Genomic DNA, 19864 nt, shown 5'->3' with positions numbered 1-19864 from the left:
AGTAATACAATCTTTTGAATTGCAAAATTTTTTCAGGAAAATTTTACAAAATCACTTTTTCGCTCAGGATACCGCTCCAAAGTTCATGCCGCCAATACAGTGACTGGCGGGCGTATTCAGCTGCCTCATCCCATTTATTTTTGTCGGTTCCGCATAACTCGCTCACCATTTGCATAGCCAGCTGACTATGATGATCACCATCAACTTCAATATGTCTTTCCAGGTAATAAATGAAGGTGTCCAGCTTCCCGGGAAACTTCAGATCAAGGTCTTTTACCAGGGCAAGAAACATGTCAGGGATCAGGTCTTCCCTGCCAAAAGTAAATACGGCAGCCATGATATGTGCCTTACCGGTGGCAATTACCCCGAATGTAAAGCTCAGAAAGCCCTTTACGGCCTCAGGAAGGGTGACTGTGGCCAATATATCCTGAACCGCCTTACCGTCTCTTACACCGGCTATAATTGCGTTTATAGGACCCGTGTTTGCCCCGGCCTGAAGCATGGCACGTTCGTAGAGTTCAAAATGACTGCACCGGTTCCCTTCTTTATCTATATCGCTTTCTTCTCCTGTTACAATTTCATTGATCAGATAACGGGTAGCAGCGCTGCCGGCTGGTATCCAGGGTACATTAACGCAGGTAAGCTGTTGCTGCAATCCTTTCAGTAAAGACATGAAATCCCATACGGCATATACATGGTATTGCATAAAAACGCGAACATCATCTAATGTTTGCAGTTCAGCATATAAGGGGTGTGTTACAACCTGTTCCCTGACAGGTGCGATGGTTTCCTGTATTTGTTTGATGCTCATTTGTTGTGGTATGGCCCGGGTAACCGGTATTAGTTACCGTATACTACCAGGAATTTTATACGCATTAGCTTTAACTGCTCCAGCGAATAATCATTTTCAATCAGTTCTTCCCTGGCGAGCGCAAGACTGGATGTTTCGCATCCTTTGAAATATTCCATGATCTCATCCTGTGCATAGTCGTCCAGTTCTTCATCCAGGCAATAATCGATGTTCAGTTTGGTACCACTGGCAACAATGGTTTCCATCTCATCGAGTAACTGGGAGAGGGAGAGCTCTTTATTTTTCGCTATGGTTTCGAGTGGTATTTTTTTATCGATATTCTGGATGATGAATACTTTCATCCCGCTTTTATTCACCACGCTCTTCATCACAAAATCGTCCGGCTTGGTGATATTGTTCTCTTCCACGTATTTGGTGATCACGTCCAGGAACTGTTTGCCATAGCGGATCGCTTTACCCTTGCTTACGCCCTGGATCTTTTCCAGCTCCTGTACAGTAGTGGGATACTGGGTGGCCATATCTTCCAGGGATGTTTCCAGGAAGATAACAAAGGGAGGAAGATTCTTTTCCTTTGATACTTTTTTGCGCAGTTCCTTCAGCATTTCAAAGAGTGCAGGATCGGCGGAAGCCTGTGCTTCTGCGGCTGCTTCTTCCTCTTCATCCAGTGTATCTTCATCAAACTGGTGGTTCAGCGCCACCATGATGGAGTATGGCTTTTTGAGGAATTTGGCGCCCTTATCGGTTACTTTCAGTAAGCCGTATTCTTCGATATCTTTTTCTATCAGGCCTTCCAGCATCATCTGGCGCATCAGCGAATTCCAGAAATGTGCATCAAACTCTTTTCCTTCTCCGAAAACATCAAGTTTATCGTGACGGTAAGTACTGATCTGCGGGCTGGTTTTCCCGGTGATGATATTGATCACATATTCACTGCCAAAGCGTTCTTCAAGCGAGCGGATAGCTTTCAGCATGATCACTACCCGGTTTTTTACTTCTATTTTTTCTTTTGGATTGCGGCAGTTATCGCATTGTCCGCAGTTTTCTGTATCGTAATGTTCACCGAAGTAATGAAGAATAACTTTGCGCCGGCATACAGCGCTTTCCGCGTAGGCCACAGTTTCGTTAATCAGTTGCGCGCCCATTTCACGTTCACTGAGCGATTTATCGCGCATGAGATGTTCCAGTTTCTGTACATCTTTATGGGAATAATAGCAGATACAATGCCCTTCCAGTCCGTCCCTTCCGGCGCGACCGGTTTCCTGGTAATAATTTTCCAGGCTTTTAGGAATATTATAATGGATAACAAATCGTACGTCAGGCTTATCGATTCCCATTCCGAACGCAATGGTGGCCACAATTACTTCGGTATCTTCATGAAGGAACATATCCTGGCGCTGCGCCCTGGTGGAAGGGTCCAGGCCGGCATGGTATGCCACCGCCTTTACACCGTTAGCCACCAGCATATCTGCCAGTTCTTCGGTGGTTTTACGGTTCAGCGTGTAAATAATACCGCTTTTGCCTTTATGCTGATGTATAAATTTCACAATGTCTTTAATCGTCTGTTCCTTTTTGCGTTTAGGCCTGATCTCATAATACAGGTTTGGACGGTTAAAGGACGAAATAAAGATATTAGCCTTATTTAGTCCGAGATTCTTCACGATATCGCTCTGCACTTTCGGGGTAGCAGTAGCGGTTAGCGCAATGATGGGCAGTTTTTCACTGATCTGGTCAATCATTTCCTTCAAACGGCGGTATTCCGGCCTGAAGTCGTGACCCCATTCGGAAATACAGTGCGCTTCATCTACCGCAATAAATGAGATCTCAAGCTCCTTGAAGAAATCCAGGTTTTCCTGTTTGGTAAGGGTTTCCGGGGCTACATACAGCAGCTTGGTTTTCCCTGCCGTGAGATCAGCCCGTACTTTCTTGATCTGCGCCTTGGATAAGGTAGAATTCAGAAAGTGCGCCACATTGTCCTTACTGCTGTAACCTCTTACCAGATCCACCTGGTTCTTCATCAGCGCAATAAGGGGGGAAACGATCAGCGCACAACCCGGCTTCATCAGCGCCGGTAATTGATAGCATAATGATTTACCTCCGCCGGTCGGCATTATCACAAAAGTATCTTTGCCTGAGAGGATGCTATTTATAATTTTTTCCTGATTTCCCTTAAAGGAATCGAACCCGAAGTGTTCGCGTAATGCATCCATCAAACGTTCCTTAACAACAGCCATTGCATTCAAATTTTAACTCTAAAGAACTAACAAATGACGAAATATATTTATATGTTTTTTAGGGGACACGAAGTTACTTAAAAAAGCGCGGAGTATCAATATAAATTACCAGACCGTTCCAGTGCTGGTTAAAAAATGATAAATTTGTAAATCATCATGAAAAGGAATCAAACTATCAATATAGGACAGGTAGCCAGGCGTACAATTGCGATGGAGGCATCAGCTATTAATGATTTGCAACAGTTTATAGATGCAGATTTTGAGAAAGTTGTTGAAACGATTGCACAATGCCAGGGAAGACTGGTGGTAACGGGCATTGGCAAAAGCGCCATTATCGCCCAAAAAATAGTGGCCACATTTAATTCTACCGGTACACCAGCACTTTTCATGCATGCAGCAGATGCTATCCACGGAGACCTGGGGATGATCAGAGAGGAGGATGTGGTGATGTGTATCTCTAAAAGCGGCACTTCTGCTGAAATCAAGGTACTTGTTCCCCTGGTGAAGAATTTTGGCAACACGCTGATCGCCATGGTGGGGAATACCAGCTCGTTTTTAGCCCAGGAGGCAGATTTAATACTCAATACTACCGTTAGTCAGGAAGCCTGTCCAAATAACCTGGCACCTACTACCAGCACCACTGCCCAGCTGGTAATGGGTGATGCCCTGGCGGTTTGCCTGATAGAATGGCACGGATTTACTGCAGCAGATTTTGCCAAGTTCCATCCCGGTGGCGCTTTAGGAAAGAAATTGTACCTTAAGGTAGCAGATCTCAGCAAACAGCATAAAGCACCGCAGGTATTGGCTAACAGTTCTTTAAGGGAAGTTATTGTGGAAATTTCATCCAAAATGCTGGGAGTTACCGCTGTAGTGGATGAAAATGGGTTGCTTAAGGGAATTATTACAGATGGTGACCTGCGCAGAATGCTGGAGAAAGAAGTTCCTACAGCAGCTGTAACGGCAAAAGATATAATGTCGCTTCACCCGAAAATGATCCAGCAGGATCAACTGGCCATTAACGCACTGGAAATGATGCGCCAGCACGATATTACCCAACTGCTGGTGATGGACGGTGAGCGATATCAGGGAATTATTCACTTACACGATTTAATCAGAGAAGGAATTATTTAGAAATGACACAGCTGAACAGCCATTTTTATGTGGCAATAATGGCAGGGGGAATAGGCAGCAGGTTCTGGCCCCACAGCCGCACAGACAATCCCAAGCAGTTCCTGGACATCCTGAACACAGGGAAAACCCTCCTCCAATGGACTTATGAACGCTTTGCGCAGTTCATCCCCAAGGAAAATATATTTGTGGTAACTCATCACCAATATACCGGAAAGGTGAGTGATCAGTTACCGGAATTGGCCATAGCCAACATTGTGAGCGAGCCATCCCGTAAAAATACAGCACCCTGCGTTGCTTATATTTCTCACAAAATCCATAAACAGGACCCGCTGGCCAACATTATTTGTGCACCGGCAGACCATCTCATTATGGATGGACCTGCATTTACCAGCGCCTGTTTAAACGCGTTGTTGTTTGTACAGAAAAACAGCGCCCTGGTTACACTGGGCATCAAACCAACCCGTCCCGATACCGGTTACGGCTACATACAGTTTGAACCACAACATGTGGCAGATAATGTGTACCAGGTAAAAACCTTTACTGAAAAGCCTAACCTGGAGCTGGCCAAAACATTTCTCCAAAGCGGCGATTTCCTCTGGAATGCCGGCATCTTTGTCTGGAATGTAAAAACCATCCTGGCAGCTTTTAAACAATACCTCCCGGAGATAGATGAGCTCTTTGAACAGGCCACTCCTGCACTCAATACACCACAGGAGAAAGAGGTGATGGAGAAAGTATACCCTCAATGCACCAATATTTCCATTGATTACGGTATCATGGAAAAGGCCGGCAATGTGTATGTTATCCCCTCCAACTTTGGTTGGAGCGACTTAGGCACCTGGGCCTCTGCCTATGAGAACCTGGAAAAAGATTATCTGGGCAACGCTGTGCAGGGAAAAAATGTGGTAGTGATAGACGCCACCAAATGCATGGTAAAAGTGCCTAATGAAAAGCTGGTGCTTTTGCAGGGACTGGACGAGTTCATCGTTATAGATACCCAGGATGTGCTGCTCATCTGCAAAAAAGAAAATGAACAGCAGATCAAGGAATATGTAGGAGAAATCAAACGCAACAAAGGCGAGAAGTTCCTGTAAATATTTTATGATTTTTGATATTGAAATTCAGATATTTAATGGCGGAAAGTTTTCCTGCTAACAAACGTCTGAATTTCAATATCAAAAATCCGGCAATGATCTCAAAACTGCCCAACGTAGGCACTACTATATTCACCGTCATGTCTGCTCTGGCGGCTTCCCACCAGGCAATCAACCTTTCCCAGGGATTTCCCGATTACGACTGCAGCGATGAGCTGAAAGCAATGGTAAATGAGGCTATGCAGCAAGGGCATAACCAATATGCCCCGATGCCGGGACTTTCACAGCTCCGTAATGCCATTGCCTCGAAAATCAGCCATCTTTACCAGCACGAAGTACATCCTGATACGGCAATCACAATTACGCCGGGAGGCACCTATGCTATTTTTACAGCCATTGCTACGTGTATACATCCGGGTGATGAAGTGATCATTTTTGAACCGGCATACGACAGCTATATTCCCAATGTGCTGGTAAACGGCGGAGTGCCGGTATTGATCCCGTTGTCCTTTCCCGGCTACCGGATCAACTGGGATGAAGTAAGAAGCAAAATTACGCCCCGCACCAGGATGATTATGCTCAATACCCCGCATAATCCCACGGGAAGCATCTTACAGGAAAATGATATAAAGGAACTGGAAAAACTGGTGGATGAGTTTAACCTGATTGTATTATCAGATGAAGTATATGAGCACCTGGTATTTGACGGCGCGCAGCATCACAGCATATTGCGATACCCGGCTATTTTCCGCAACAGCTTTGTTACGTTTTCCTTTGGCAAAGTATTCCATAATACCGGTTGGAAAATGGGTTATTGCGTGGCGCCGGAACACCTGATGAAAGAGTACAGGAAAGTACATCAATACCTCTGCTTTTCAGTGAATACGCCCATGCAGTATGGCCTGGCAAAATTCCTGGAAACACCGTCGCATTATCTTGAGTTGCCGGCGTTTTACCAGCAGAAAAGAGATTATTTCCTGGAGTTGATGAAAGATACCCGTTTCACCCCGCTGGCCAGCCAGGGGAGTTATTTTCAACTGATGAAGTATGACAGGATCTCAAATGAAGGAGATAAGGATTTTGCTATTCGTATGACCAAAGAATTTGGTGTGGCCGTGATCCCGGTTTCAGCATTCTACCAGGATGGAAAAGATGATCATGTAATCCGGTTTTGCTTTGCAAAGAAGCAGGCTACGCTGGAACAAGCTGCAGCCCGGCTGCAACAGATATAAAAAAGGAGGCTGCCAATAACAGTTCGGTCAATGCCTTTAAATAATTGATCAAACATGTTATCGGTGCCTCCCTCTTTTTTACGAAAAAGCAAGTTTATTCTCTTCTATAAAAGGCGCAGGCGGTTAAACAGCTACTGCTGTTGCCTCTGCCGGTTTGTTATTTTCGAGGATCAGGGTATGTTCCATAAAGCTCACAATCCCGGTTTCCACATCGTAAATAGCGCCGATAATACCTACCTCGCCTTTCTGTATCATGTCGCGCAAAATGTTGCTTTGTTCCATAATAGCCTGAACAGAGCGTTCTACGTGGATCTTATTTACAGCTTCCACAAATTTACTGTTGTGAGAAGTGCGGTCTTCTTTAACAGATTTTTCTGCAAAAACGGCAGGTGTTATTTTATTCAGTAACCCGGTGAGATTACCCATTTCCACTGTATCGCAGGCCCCTTTAACTGCACCGCATTTAGTATGGCCCAGGACCACTATGAATTTGGAACCGGCTACCTTACAGGCGTACTCAAGACTGCCCAGTACGTTATCAGAAATAACGGCGCCGGCTAAACGGATGCTGAAAATATCACCCAGCCCCTGGTCAAAGATCAATTCTGCAGAGGTGCGGGAATCCATACAACTTACAATTGCCGCCATAGGCCATTGTCCGTCGGAGGTATCGTTCACCATCTGAAGAAGATTACGGTTCACGCGGAGGTTATCCACAAACCGGGTGTTACCGGCTTTTAGCAATTCCAATGCTTTCTTTGGAGATATATTGGCTTGAGATATTTTATTAAGCGTCTTCATTATTGTCATTTTTTGAAATTAAAAAATGGACGGAGTTAGAATCCGTTGCTTTTCCTTCAGTCAAAGGCTTCAGCCTTTAATTCAATTGCAGCTCTTTCAGCAACTCCTTGTGGTTGCCGGAAGAAATAGTGTGTACCTGCGGAGAGTTCAGCCGGTTTTGTTCTTCGACAGAGAGGTCTGGTGTGTTTTGAATATTGTACACAGATTTAAACCCCGTCAGGATTACTTTGATATTTTTCTGCGGCGCTTTAATGTCTTTGAATTCGCGTATAGTCTGCAGTACATCAAAGTCGATATAAGCTGTTTTATGTGCATCAATTACCAGTGTGATATTTTCCGGCATATGATCCAGTGTAAGCAGGATGCTGGCCTTGTTCAGGAAAGAAACCTCCTGTGCCAGTTCCAGCCGGATGCTGTCGCCGCTATGATATTTCTCTTTCCTGAAATAGTAAGAGCTTTTCATATTACCGCGCAGGATGGCTATTATGCTTACGGCCATACCCAGTGCGATACCAACCAGCAGGTCCGTAAACACAATGGCTACTACCGTTACTGCAAAAGGTACCCATTGATACTTGCCGTTTTTGAACATTTCCTTGAAAATGGAAATCTTGCACAATTTGTAACCGGTTACCAGCAACACTGCTGCCAGGGTAGCCAGCGGAATCTTGTTTAATAATCCCGGGATCAATGCAGTACAAACCAATAATAATGCACCATGTGTCATGGTGGCCATTTTGGTTTTAGCGCCGGCATTGATGTTGGCGCTGGAGCGTACAATTACGGATGTAATAGGCAAACCGCCAATTAAACCGCTGATCATGTTACCAATCCCCTGAGCTTTCAGCTCCCTGTTAGGGGAAGTGTGGCGCTTCATAGGATCGAGCTTATCCGTGGCCTCTACGTTCAGGAGGGTTTCCACAGAGGCTACTATAGCAATAGTAATACCGGTGATCCACACATCCTTGTTGGTAATGGCGCTGAAGTTAGGCAGGGTGAACTGGCTAACGAAATCGCCAAAACTGCTTGGTACCGGTAAGGTTACCAGGTGATTAGATCCCAGTGCCAGCAGCTCACTGCCGGAAAATGCCATATTGAGCAATATGCCGGTAATTACTGCTACCAGTGGCGCTGGCACTACATTGAGCTTCGGGATCTTGCTCCAGTACAGAATAATGAAAATGGAAACAATGGTGATCAGCGTTGCGCCAAGGTTAATGTGGTTAATCGTAGACAACAAAGCGCTGAAAGTATTTTCTCCATCTACCTGAAAAAAAGTAAAATCACCTTCAGAATCGGCGTCGTAGCCAAATGCATGAGGTATCTGTTTCAGGATAATGATAATACCGATAGCGGTAAGCATACCTGTGATCACATTGGAAGGGAAGTAGTTGGCTACTGTACCTGCTTTGATTAATCCCAGGATAAGCTGGATGGCGCCGCCTATTACCACACTCAGGAGGAATATATCGAATGCGCCGAGTTTGGTGATAGCTACCAGTACAACGGCGGTAAGACCAGCTGCGGGTCCGCTTACACTCATTTGCGAGCCACTTAAAAAGCCGATCACCAGGCCACCGATGATACCGGAAATCATACCGGCAAACAGGGGGGCTCCGGAGGCCAGGGCAATTCCCAGGCACAATGGCACCGCAATGAGGAAAACAACAAGGCCGGCTGAAAAATCGCCTTTTATATTAGAGAATAATGATGTTTGCTTGTTCATAAAATACGCTTTTCCGTTTAGGGATCGCACTTCCGGATAGCAGCAAGATGCCGCAACCGTGGAAGCTACAATGATAGAATAGTACTACCGTTAACGGCTTTAATACAGGTATCGCCTTATGGATACACGTAGCCTGGGTAGTGTTTAAAATAACCGGTAATAAATGAATCGAGGATACAGCTGCTGTAACTACAACGGCTGAACGAAATTATGCGAGATGCATATTGGGAGGGGGAGCGTGAATTTCCTGAGCAGGATTGCTGGGAATGTCTTCCATTAAATGATATTGCAAAATACCAAGAATGAGCAGCGGATTAAATTGGATTTCATCAAACTGTTTACAGAACTTCAGTTCCTTCGCAATCTTTATATGATCGCCACCACAATCAACCGGGTGTTCTTCCACAATCTGGTTATTAAACAGCAGCTTCCCAACTTCCTTGATCGGAAGCAGTTGTGACACCATCAGTGTCAGAAGGAATATGCCAATTAATTTCTTCATGTGTAAATACGCCTGATGCAAATGTAATAGAGGATAACCATAATATAGTTAAATACCCAATTAAAAAAATGTTAAAGGCTTTTAACATTAAAAGCGATATCAGCCGCAATATTCCATTCATCCTTATTATTAACCGGTCATCATTATTCTGAAATACAGGTTATAACTTTTTTTTGGCGGGAAAGACAGACTCATACCGGCTTTTGCTGGTTTAACCGGGTAACATTTTAAGCAAGTTATTTTGCTTTCTATGGTATTGTGTATTGCATAGTAGTAAAAATTTCTTATTTTTGTGTCGTAAAGTTGAAAGAATAGCTATCAAATACCTTTATAACTATATTCAGAAACCACCATTAGAAAAAAACATTAAAGCTCACTTGCCATGAACATTGATAACACACAATCGCAGATGAGGAAGGGAGTGCTGGAGTTTTGCATTTTGTCCGTCATTAAGCAAGGAGAAGCTTACCCTTCAGATATCATCGAAAAGATGAAGGAAGCAAAGCTGGATATCCTGGAGGGCACACTTTATCCTTTACTAACAAGATTGAAAAATGCAGAATTGCTCACGTACCGCTGGGTAGAAAGCAGTTCAGGTCCCCCACGGAAATATTTTTCCATGACAGAAAAAGGCGAAACCTTTTATAAGGAACTGGAAAGTACCTGGAACGAACTGGCTAATGCCGTACATCAATTAACACAAAATAGTACACCCCTGTAAAGGAAGACTACCTAAAACCTAAAATCAACTGGTAATGAAAAAGATAATCAACATAAACCTTTCGGGCCGCCTTATCCCCATTGAGGATAGCGCGTATGAGATACTGAATCAGTATCTCGGCAGCCTGAAGAAATATTTCTCGAAAGAGGAGGGTGGGGATGAAATCGTGTCTGATATTGAAAGCCGCATTGCTGAGATATTCCAGGATAAACTGAAGAAAGGTGCTCATTGCATTACAGACGAAGATGTAATTGCCGTGAAAGCTTCCATGGGCACGCCGGAACAGTTCGACGACGTTGCAGGGGAAAACAGCCAGCAACAGAAAGAGGATGATCCATATGCCGGATATATTCGCCGCCCCCGCAAACGCTTGTACCGCGATCCGGACAACAAGGTATTAAGTGGCGTATGTAGTGGTTTAGGTGCCTATTTTAATATCGATCCCGTGATTTTCCGTATCATATTTGCCCTCCTGGCAATTGGAGGTTTTGGTACTGGTATCCTGGTATACTTCATCCTGTGGATAGCCACGCCATCGGCCGACACTGCAGCGGAAAAGCTGGAAATGAGGGGAGAAAAGGTGGATCTTAATACCATAAAATCCACTATCCAGGATGAATTAAATCATATGAAAGGCCAGATGAAAAATGTAGGAGATGATATCCGAAATTTTTCTCAGGGCCGCGGCAAGCAGGTAGGTAACGATATTGAACGCTTTTTTGTGAGCCTGGCCAGTGGATTGGGAAAAGTGTTGGTAGCCGTTACCAAGGGGTTCTTTTATTTCTTTGCTGTAGTGATGCTGATCTGCCTGATAGTGGCAGGAATAGCCATTGCGGCCACTTCCGCGGCCCTATTCCCCATTAAGGATCTGTTACTCGGCGCCCCGGTGCAAAGTATGCTGTTGTGGCCTGCTGTTGGCCTGCTGATAGGCATCCCGATCGTTGCACTGGTAATATTTATTATCCGTAAACTCACAGGCGTAAAGGAAAGCAACCGCTATGCGGGTTATACCCTGACCTTCCTGTGGTTACTCGGATTAGCTTTTGCCGCTATCATTGCTACTTCTTTTGTAAAAGACTTCAGAAGACCAGCTACCGAAACTGAAACAATAGCTATTCAACAACCGTCGAAAGGGAAGCTGATCCTGAAAAGAACGCCTGGCATTCTTTCGGATATCAACGGAGATGATATCAGCTTTTTTGATGATCACCTGCTGATTGCAGACGATACTGTACTGATTAACTATATCCGTATAAGAATAGAGAAAAGTACAACCGACAGCTTTTCTGTGGATGTATCACGCTTCTCCAGGGGCCGTACTGTTCAACAGGCAAAGATGCTGGCACATGATATCGCTTTCCACCTGAATCAACAGGATTCCGTACTGTACCTGCCGGAAGGTTTTTCCCTGCCCCCGCACTCAAAATACCGTGGTCAGCGGGTTACAGTAACCATTAGGGTTCCGGTAGGAAAAAATATCGAAATGGATCGCGAGGTTCGGCGCAACTATGATGTGAGCTGGTATAACCGTGATGAAGATGACTGGGATAATGATTTCGATAACGACCAGCCCGGACCGCTCAACCTGAAAATGACGCCGGACGGTACCAATGATTCCAACGAGAAGAAACCGGCGCCTGAAAAACCAGCCACCGATTCTTCCAATGAAGGATACCGTTATAAAGGGCCAGCCGCCGAGAACGCCGTTAAAGCGGTTAAAAAAAGCCAGCCAATTGAGGGAGATGTATCTTTCCTGGCTTATTCCCTCATTAATATGTTCCACAGTTGATCTATATATAAACACTTAATTTTAAAAAAGATAAAGCGAAAACAAGGCCTTTGTTTTCGCTTTATCTTTTCCAGAAGATTACCTTTCTGAGATTTTCCCGATCGGATCATTCCACCGGCTGATTAATGTTTAACTTTGCACATTCAGCAATTAATATTCATAAATAGGATAAGATAAGGAATGCAGGCTCCCATAAACATTGCGCTGGTAGGTAATCCGAATAGTGGTAAAAGTTCCCTTTTTAATGCGCTCACCGGCTTAAACCAGAAGGTGGGTAATTTTCCGGGTGTAACGGTCGACAAAAAAACCGGGACCGCCCAGATAGCATCAGGCGTAACAGCTAATATTATTGACCTGCCGGGAACTTACAGCCTGTATCCCAAAAGCGCCGATGAATATGTTACCTACGATGTGCTGATCAATCAGCAGAATGAAGATACTCCCCGTCTGGTAATCATAGTGGCAGATGCTTCCAACCTGAAACGCAACCTGTTGTTCTGTTCCCAGATCATTGACCTTAAAATTCCGGTGATCATCGCCCTCACGATGATGGACATTGCGCGTAAGAAAGGAGTGGAGATCGACCTGGACGGGTTGGAAAGAGAACTGGGGGTGCCTGTGGTATCAATTAACCCACGGAAGAATAAAGGCGTTACAGAGATAAAGAAAGTAATAGACCTGGCAATGAGGTCGCATTACAGCACACCTCCCAGGGATTTTATCAATAACAATGCACTGGCCAAAGACGTGATTGAAGAGGTCCGGAAAACGGTACCAGTAAAAAGCGACTATGGTGCTTTACATATAGCCGTTAATGTAGATGATCTGTCATTCGTGGACAAGGCCCGTAAACAGGCAATTCACCAGTCGCTGGAAAAACACCAGTTTAATAAAACGAAGATCCAGGCAGAGGAGATCATGCAGCGATATAGCCGGATCAAGCATATCATGAAAGCAACGGTAGTGGAAACTGATCCGCTGCAGAAACAACTGCGTTCTGAAAAAATAGACGACCTGCTGCTGCACCGGTTCTGGGGATATGTAATACTTCTGGTAGTGATGTTTCTCCTGTTTCAAAGTATTTTCTGGCTGGCATCCTACCCGATGGACTGGATCGAGGGCGGCTTTGGCGCGTTAAGTGGATGGCTGAGCAGCGCCCTGCCGGATAATAAAATCACCGACTTCTTTATAAACGGAATACTCGCTGGTATCAGTGGTTTTGCGGTATTCATCCCGCAGATCATGATCCTGTTTGGTTTGATCACTATATTGGAAGATACCGGTTACATGGCCCGTATCAGCTTCCTGACCGATCGTCTTATGCGGCAGGTAGGGTTAAACGGAAAATCCGTGATGCCGCTTATCAGCGGTGTTGCCTGTGCGGTACCCGCCATCATGGCTACCCGTACCATTGAGAATAAGAAGGAACGTCTGATCACTATAATGGTAACGCCCTTAATGAGCTGTTCTGCAAGGTTGCCTATTTATACCATGATGATCGCACTGGTCATCCCCGATAAACGGGTTTTCGGTATACTGGGTTTACAGGGGCTTATTATGATGGGGCTTTACCTGCTGGGCTTTTTCATGGCTATCTTTATCGCAGCGATCATGAAACTGTTCGTGCGGATTAAGGAAAAAAGCTACTTCATCATGGAGTTGCCGGTTTATCGCTCACCGCGTTGGGCCAATGTGGGAACAACAATGGTGGAGAAAGCAAAAATATTTGTGAAAGATGCCGGTAAGGTGATTGTGGTAATATCTGTGATCCTTTGGTTCCTGGCTTCTTACGGACCATCGAGCAGGATGGAGCCTGTACATGCGAAATACGAGCAGCTATTGTCTAAAGTCCCGGAAGATTCTCCGGAAGCAGCTGTACTTAATAAAGAGTTCCAATCGGCCAAATTATCCAATTCCTACGCAGGTATGCTTGGTCATACCATTGAACCGGCCATCCGTCCGTTGGGATTTGACTGGAAAATCGGTATAGCATTGATCACTTCTTTTGCCGCCCGCGAAGTTTTTGTAGGTACTATGGCTACGCTTTACAGTGTAGGAGAGGATCCGGATAATAATAATGCCACGCTCCGGGAAAAATTATCGTCGGCTACCTGGCCTGACGGAGCGCCGGTTTATACACTGGCTTCAGGGTTATCTTTAATGATTTTCTATGCATTCGCTATGCAGTGTATGAGCACTATGGCGATTGTAAAAAGGGAAACCAAATCATGGAAATACCCGGTGATACAGCTTGTTTATATGACTGCACTGGCCTATGTGTGCAGTTTGATCATCTTTAATATCTTCAAATAATATCTTGTACATTGCAGGTATAGTTAACCATAAATGCAATGTTTATGAAATGGCTTTGTTACAGCTTTTGCCTGCTCTTTGCGCTTCCTGCACTGGCGCAAACATCCATTGATTCAGCACAACTAATGAAGGATGTGCGCACCCTGTCGGCCGATAAGATGGAGGGCAGGAAAACCGGTACCCGGGGCAGCCGTATGGCGCAATTCTATATCCTGGACCGTTTCAAAAAAATCGGGATATCCGCCTATCACGACACCTATGAGTATCCTTTCTATTTTCAGGAAGGAGATAAAAAAATAATGGGCACTAACCTGTACGGCTATATTCCGGGGAAGCTGAGCACGGTGATCGTTATCTCTGCACATTATGATCATCTTGGTAATTCCAAAACAAACGGCGCAGATACTGTATTCAACGGCGCAGATGATAATGCTTCCGGCATTGGCGGATTACTGGCAATAGCTGCATACTTTAAAAAGCACCCTCCCCGTTATACCCTCATTTTCGCAGCATTTGACGGGGAAGAAGAGGGGTTGCAGGGAGCTAAAGCCTTTGTAGCACAGCCGCCGGTACCGGTTACACAGATGCGCCAGAACATTAATATGGACATGATTGCCCACAATGATAAAAATGAGCTGTATGTATGCGGCACACAGCATTTTCCGGATCTGAAAAAATACACAGATGAGGTAGCAGCACGTAGCAGTGTGAAGCTCATAGCGGGGCACGACAAGCCGGAAAGCGGGGCAGACGACTGGACGAAACAGAGCGACCAGTATGAATTCTTTAAACAGAAGATACCGTTCCTGTATTTTGGAGTGGAGGATCACCCGGATTATCATCATGTTACTGATGAATATTCACGTATTAACCACTCTTTTTATTACAGGGCAGTGCAGGCTGTGCTGGAGGTAGTGAAAAAGCTGGATAGTGATATGCCGGAGAACAAATACAGTGGGGCCAGAACGATGTAGAGAAAAGCCGGTAACTCCTTTGCGGAGGAGCTACCGGCCGGTAAGTATTATTTCCTTATAGTTTGGATCATTCCTTTAAACTTAGTGGATTCAAGCCTGTTGGCAGGGGTTACCGCGAGCCTGTTCCCGTTTAATCTGGCCATGCGGCCCAATGAGCCGGCAGCAACGCCCATATCGGTGAGGGCAGCACGTAGCATTGGATCGCTCAGAGAGCCCCAGTCGAGAGAGAAATCATCATCCGCTCTTATATCGGCCGGAAGGCCGCTGAAATAATCGCCTTCGTTAGCCGAATTTTTTGTCTGGAAGTTCACAGCGTACATATCGTATTTGCCAAAGGAAATATTGATAAAACCTACCGGTTTGCCATAAGTATTGCTTCCAACGAGTTTAGTGGTCATCACAGGTTTCAGCACGTTATACAGCAATTCGCTCGCAGATACCGTATTGCGCGTTCCGAGGAAAGTGACCTTGTTCAAGGCCAGGGCGCCGCTTTTCTGGAACCTCGCTGTTTTGTAAGTAGTAGCTTCACTGTAAAAGATATCCGACCAGTTTACGCTGGGATAATAAGGCACCGCCTTCATGTATTTAAAGTAAGGGCCGAAATTATTAGTAGTTACGTTGTTGTTAAAGAACTGGGAATACATAGTGGTATTGGTTTTCGCCGCTGGTACCAGTATGTTGGCAAGATATTCTGCTGTTTCAATAAGCCCGCCTCCATTATATCGCAGATCAATGATCACCTGTTTTACACCGGCTTTGGTATAAGCATCAAAAATCGAATCTATCTGCGCTTTTACATCTGCCAATGCCACAAAGTTATTGAATACAAAGTAGCCGATCTTATTGCCGCTGAAATCGTATAAATGCGAATAAAGGATGGGATTCAGTTTATAATCTGTACGGGCTAACGTATTCTGTTGTGTGCTGTTGTCCGGCTTACGGAAGCCCCAGGTGGCGCTTTCACTGCCAAAAGCAGTATTCAGCATGTTGTCGGTAGTGCCGTCGTTTACACGGAACCGGGTAACCCCGTTTACATTAATCAGTTCCCATCCCCTTTTTATGCCGGCTTTATCTGCCGGTGAGCCGGGGTATACATATACCACGAACAGCGTTGTATCTGTCTGGTAGCCTACTTCGAAGCCCATATCGCCGGCAATACCCTGTTGTAAGGCCCTGGATGTACCACCATTGTCTATAAAGCTATACCTGTCAAGGTTATTACCGGAAGCATCTTTTTTATAGGTTGTCAGCGCATCAAACATCTGTATCGGGTTAGGATATTGATTGGGCTTAAAGGTGGCTGAATCGGGCAATACGTCGTTCCAGAGGTAAATATCTTTTGCTATAAAAAAGATGCTGTCGTTAACCGAGCCGGTTGGACTGTTATTCCCCCTGTTCCGTGGAGTGTTGCTGTCTTTTTTATTACAGGCCGACATCAAAAAAATGAGCGCCAGGCCGGTGAGTAGTGAGTGGTAAAAGTTATTTGGTTGCATAGATCCTTTTTTATGCTGCATAACCGCTGAGAATAAACGTTAAAACGGGTTGTTATTGTATGGGTGTAAAGTTAATACCTTCAACGCCGAGTTCTTCCGGAAGCACGCCGTTATTTTTAAGGCCTACATTTACTTTATCCCGCCAGCGGATCTGTTCTGCAACATTAAGCCCGTGGTGGGTTTCCTGGTCGAACCGGTACTGAAGGCGGTTCATTTCCCGGAAGGACTGAAGGTACTGATATTGTATGATACTATCGTAGTCGTCGCGGTTTAATGCTGTTTGCCGCAGCTTTTGTTTAAACCGTTCCGCTACCAGGCGGGTTATATCGAAATGGAGCTGTTCGTGCGCCAGGGCGTAGCTGTTCCTGGCTTCCGGCCGTACCCAGGAAGCGCTTTTTATAAAAAAGACCTGCAGCCTTAAAGTGATTCTGAGGGTATCGTTTACCAGGTTGCTGTTGCCCTCATAGGCGAAGCTGGTGTAGGATACCGCCGCACTGGGCCCATTTGGCGATGGTTTGGCCTGGAAATCGTCCCATTGCAGTTTTCTTTCAAAATCATAGTAAATAGTATCAGAGCCGGGTAGAGCCGGTGATTGTTTCTCTTCGAAGCTGAGCTGAATAACGGTAAAGCGATGATTTTCCGGGCATGGCTTTTTATCCCCGGGTGGCAGTAACAGAAAGCTCAGTATGGTAACAGCCAACAGCATTATCAGATTGCAGTCAATAAAATTAAGGGAATGACCGGCTATCTGTTTCATGCAGGGAAAATTTGGCGATTCTATAACATTTGGTTTCCGGTGTTTTAACAATCTATTCCTGCTGAAACGGTCTTTTTTCCGTAATTTACTACCAACCAAAACAATCGCATTATGTACGGCGGTGGATATATTTTTGATGAGCCCAACAGGAATCAGTTGCGGGAAGAACAACAGCATGATGAACCTGAAAAGCTTGCTGCATTTGAAGCTCGTATAGCCAATGGAGAAAAGATAGAACCCGGCGACTGGATGCCGGCAGAATATCGCAGGCAGCTGATACGCCTTATTGAGCAACACGCTCATTCCGAGATTATAGGAGCATTGCCGGAAGGCACCTGGATCACCAGGGCGCCGGGCTTTAAGCGTAAACTGGCACTGATTGCCAAGGTACAGGACGAGATAGGTCACGGGCAATTACTTTACAACGCAGCCGAAACGCTGGGAAAATCGAGGGAAGCCATGATCAATGATCTGCTCAGCGGGAAATCCAAATATTCCAACGTATTTAATTATCCTGCCGAAACCTGGGCCGATGTGGCCGTTATCGGCTTCCTGATTGATGCGGCAGCAATTGTAAACCAGGTGGCTAATGCCAAAGGCTCTTATGGGCCGTATTGCAGGGCGCTGGAACGCATTTGTTATGAAGAAAGTTTCCATCTCAAACAGGGGCATGATGCTTTTATTGAACTGGCAACAGGAACCCCGGCACAGAAACAAATGTTGCAGGATGCCCTTAACCGTTGGTGGCAGCCAATTATGCATTTCTTTGGTCCTCCTGATAAAAGTTCCAGCCACAGCGAAAAATTAATGCAATGGAAAGTGAAGATGGCCAGTAATGATGATATGAGGAATCAATTCCTGGAATCTTATGTGCCCAAGATATGGGAGCTGGGACTTACCCTGCCGGACCCGGCCCTGCGTAAAAATACAGCAACCGGCCGCTGGGAATATTCAGACCCCGACTGGGATGAGTTTTTCAGGGTGATCAATGGCGGAGGCCCGTGTAATATGGAACGATTGCAGGTACGCAAATGGGCGGAAGAGCGGGGCCGGTGGGTGCGCAAAGCGCTTATGAAACCGATGGAAAAACGGGTGTTACCAGTTGCATAGGATCATTTAGCAATCTATACTTTACCATTAAAATCACTTAAATATTCATGTCTAACGATTCTTTAGATCCCCGGGTAAACCGGCTGAAATTAGGCGAGGCCGGGGAGGTAGTGAAAGTAGAGGAAGGGGAAAACTGGAATATATATGAGGTGTTTCACCAGGAAAAAAGAGGCGCCCATCACGAGCATGTAGGATGTGTACATGCTCCCGATCCTCAACTGGCGCTGGTATTTGCAAAAGAGCAATTTGCCAGGCGTAAGAAATGCGTAAATCTCTGGGTGGTGAAAAGTGCAGATATTCTGGCTTTTGATGTGGAAGATGAAGATATGTTTGCCAACAATATGGAGAAAACCTATCGTGATGCCAGCGGCTTTAAAGTGATGGAAAAGATCAACAAATTCAAACAATCCAAATGATAAACAGCGCAGCACTAACAGATCTGATTATAAAAATGGCGGACGATGAACTGATCCAGGGGCATCGTAATTCTGAATGGACAGGACTGGGGCCTGTGATGGAAGAGGATATCGCTTTTTCTTCCATGGCGCAGGACAAAATTGGCCATGCCTGGGCGCTGTACCGCACGCTTCATGAGGATCTTGGTGGTCGGCATCCGGATGCCTTTGCTTTTCTGCGGCCGGAGAAGGAGTTTAAATCGTCGCACCTGGTGGAGATGCCCAATGGTGAATATGATTTTAGCCTGATGCGGCACTTTTTATTTGACCAGGCGGAAGCGATCCGTTATGAGAGCTTGCAGGACAGCAGTTATGAGCCTTTACGGTTATTAAGTAAAAAAGTAAAAGGGGAATTGAAGTATCATACGTTGCATGCCAATGCCTGGATTATGCAACTGAGCCAGGCTGGGGAGGAAAGCTACAACCGTATGCAGCAGGCGTTGAACCAGGCATTTGCACTGGCCGCCGGTATTTTTGAGCCATCGCAGGAGTATGAAGAAGTGTTGATAGCAGATAAGGTATACCCGGGCGAACAGGTATTGTATCAGCGATGGCTGGATCGCGTTTACCCGGTGCTGGTGAAGGCGTCGCTTAACCTGCCGGAAATCAGTGATATTGTACCGGTATACGGTGGCCGTCAAGGGATCCATACGCCCTACCTGCAGCCATTGTTAAAAGAAATGAGTGAAGTATTTAATCTGGATACGGAGGCCAGCTGGTAATC

At 45.4% G+C, this 19864-nt stretch carries 17 protein-coding genes; 10 read left to right on the top strand and 7 right to left on the bottom strand.

What is annotated here, in order from left to right; genetic code table 11:
• Positions 1 to 43: 43 nt before the first annotated feature.
• Positions 44 to 811: a DUF3050 domain-containing protein gene (locus ABIE50_RS03095; RefSeq protein ID WP_209856038.1), complete on the bottom strand. Its 768-nt coding sequence runs from the start codon at positions 809 to 811 to the stop codon at positions 44 to 46.
• A gap of 29 nt (positions 812 to 840) precedes the next feature.
• On the bottom strand, positions 841 to 3042 hold the full coding sequence (gene recQ / locus ABIE50_RS03090) for a DNA helicase RecQ (RefSeq protein WP_209856041.1): 2202 nt from the start codon (positions 3040 to 3042) through the stop codon (positions 841 to 843).
• Between the two features lie 156 nt (positions 3043 to 3198).
• Here recQ and ABIE50_RS03085 point away from each other — a divergent pair, with 156 nt between their 5' ends.
• The 3 genes from ABIE50_RS03085 to ABIE50_RS03075 all read left to right on the top strand — a co-directional run bounded on the left by ABIE50_RS03085 (position 3199) and on the right by ABIE50_RS03075 (position 6499).
• Positions 3199 to 4173 carry a KpsF/GutQ family sugar-phosphate isomerase gene (locus ABIE50_RS03085; RefSeq protein ID WP_142684552.1) on the top strand — a complete coding sequence of 325 codons (975 nt, stop codon included), beginning with the start codon at positions 3199 to 3201 and terminating at the stop codon, positions 4171 to 4173.
• Positions 4174 to 4175: 2 nt separating this feature from the next.
• Positions 4176 to 5267, top strand: a complete 1092-nt coding sequence (locus tag ABIE50_RS03080; RefSeq protein ID WP_209856044.1) for a mannose-1-phosphate guanylyltransferase — start codon at positions 4176 to 4178, stop codon at positions 5265 to 5267.
• A gap of 95 nt (positions 5268 to 5362) precedes the next feature.
• Positions 5363 to 6499, top strand: a complete 1137-nt coding sequence (locus ABIE50_RS03075) for a methionine aminotransferase (protein WP_209856048.1) — start codon at positions 5363 to 5365, stop codon at positions 6497 to 6499.
• A 123-nt stretch (positions 6500 to 6622) separates the two neighbouring features.
• Here ABIE50_RS03075 and ABIE50_RS03070 read toward each other — a convergent pair whose 3' ends face one another.
• The 3 genes from ABIE50_RS03070 to ABIE50_RS03060 all read right to left on the bottom strand — a co-directional run bounded on the left by ABIE50_RS03070 (position 6623) and on the right by ABIE50_RS03060 (position 9528).
• On the bottom strand, positions 6623 to 7300 hold the full coding sequence (locus ABIE50_RS03070) for a carbonic anhydrase family protein (protein WP_209856050.1): 678 nt from the start codon (positions 7298 to 7300) through the stop codon (positions 6623 to 6625).
• 76 nt (positions 7301 to 7376) lie between these two features.
• Positions 7377 to 9026 carry a SulP family inorganic anion transporter gene (locus ABIE50_RS03065; protein WP_209856053.1) on the bottom strand — a complete coding sequence of 550 codons (1650 nt, stop codon included), beginning with the start codon at positions 9024 to 9026 and terminating at the stop codon, positions 7377 to 7379.
• Between the two features lie 208 nt (positions 9027 to 9234).
• On the bottom strand, positions 9235 to 9528 hold the full coding sequence (locus ABIE50_RS03060) for a hypothetical protein (protein WP_142684557.1): 294 nt from the start codon (positions 9526 to 9528) through the stop codon (positions 9235 to 9237).
• Between the two features lie 382 nt (positions 9529 to 9910).
• On the opposite strand from ABIE50_RS03060, the gene ABIE50_RS03055 reads away from it, so the two are divergent.
• The 4 genes from ABIE50_RS03055 (at position 9911) to ABIE50_RS03040 (ending at position 15325) form a co-directional block, all read left to right on the top strand.
• Positions 9911 to 10249, top strand: a complete 339-nt coding sequence (locus ABIE50_RS03055) for a PadR family transcriptional regulator (RefSeq protein ID WP_089890425.1) — start codon at positions 9911 to 9913, stop codon at positions 10247 to 10249.
• Between the two features lie 34 nt (positions 10250 to 10283).
• Entirely contained in the window at positions 10284 to 12038 is a 1755-nt protein-coding gene (locus tag ABIE50_RS03050; RefSeq protein ID WP_209856058.1) for a PspC domain-containing protein, read from the top strand.
• A gap of 180 nt (positions 12039 to 12218) precedes the next feature.
• Complete coding sequence (gene feoB, locus ABIE50_RS03045) at positions 12219 to 14351, top strand: ferrous iron transport protein B (RefSeq protein WP_209856060.1); 2133 nt, start codon at positions 12219 to 12221, stop codon at positions 14349 to 14351.
• Between the two features lie 44 nt (positions 14352 to 14395).
• A complete protein-coding gene (locus ABIE50_RS03040; RefSeq protein ID WP_209856063.1) occupies positions 14396 to 15325 on the top strand; it encodes a M28 family peptidase in 930 nt (309 codons plus the stop codon).
• Between the two features lie 47 nt (positions 15326 to 15372).
• Here the strand turns inward: ABIE50_RS03040 and ABIE50_RS03035 are convergent, their stop codons facing one another.
• Both ABIE50_RS03035 and ABIE50_RS03030 read right to left on the bottom strand, forming a co-directional pair.
• Positions 15373 to 16818, bottom strand: coding sequence for a S41 family peptidase (locus tag ABIE50_RS03035; RefSeq protein ID WP_209856065.1), 1446 nt, complete (start codon positions 16816 to 16818; stop codon positions 15373 to 15375).
• Positions 16819 to 16870: 52 nt separating this feature from the next.
• Complete coding sequence (locus ABIE50_RS03030) at positions 16871 to 17575, bottom strand: hypothetical protein (protein ID WP_209856068.1); 705 nt, start codon at positions 17573 to 17575, stop codon at positions 16871 to 16873.
• A gap of 111 nt (positions 17576 to 17686) precedes the next feature.
• Between ABIE50_RS03030 and paaA the strand changes: the two genes are divergently transcribed.
• From paaA to paaC, 3 genes are read left to right on the top strand one after another with little or no spacing between them, the layout of a single operon-like run.
• Positions 17687 to 18685 carry a 1,2-phenylacetyl-CoA epoxidase subunit PaaA gene (paaA, locus tag ABIE50_RS03025; protein ID WP_209856071.1) on the top strand — a complete coding sequence of 333 codons (999 nt, stop codon included), beginning with the start codon at positions 17687 to 17689 and terminating at the stop codon, positions 18683 to 18685.
• 47 nt (positions 18686 to 18732) lie between these two features.
• A complete protein-coding gene (locus ABIE50_RS03020; RefSeq protein WP_142684564.1) occupies positions 18733 to 19101 on the top strand; it encodes a 1,2-phenylacetyl-CoA epoxidase subunit B in 369 nt (122 codons plus the stop codon).
• The gene (paaC, locus tag ABIE50_RS03015; RefSeq protein WP_209856074.1) at positions 19098 to 19862 is read left to right on the top strand and encodes a 1,2-phenylacetyl-CoA epoxidase subunit PaaC; all 765 of its coding nucleotides are present in this window, start codon (positions 19098 to 19100) and stop codon (positions 19860 to 19862) included. Before ABIE50_RS03020 ends, paaC begins: the two co-directional genes overlap by 4 nt.
• Positions 19863 to 19864 lie beyond the last annotated feature (2 nt).

It is taken from the genome of Chitinophaga sp. OAE865 (assembly GCF_040546735.1).
In the GTDB taxonomy this organism is placed as follows: Bacteria; Bacteroidota; Bacteroidia; order Chitinophagales; family Chitinophagaceae; genus Chitinophaga; species Chitinophaga polysaccharea_A.
Note: the sequence above shows the minus strand (reverse complement) of the source record. Positions and strands in the feature narration are given on the sequence as shown.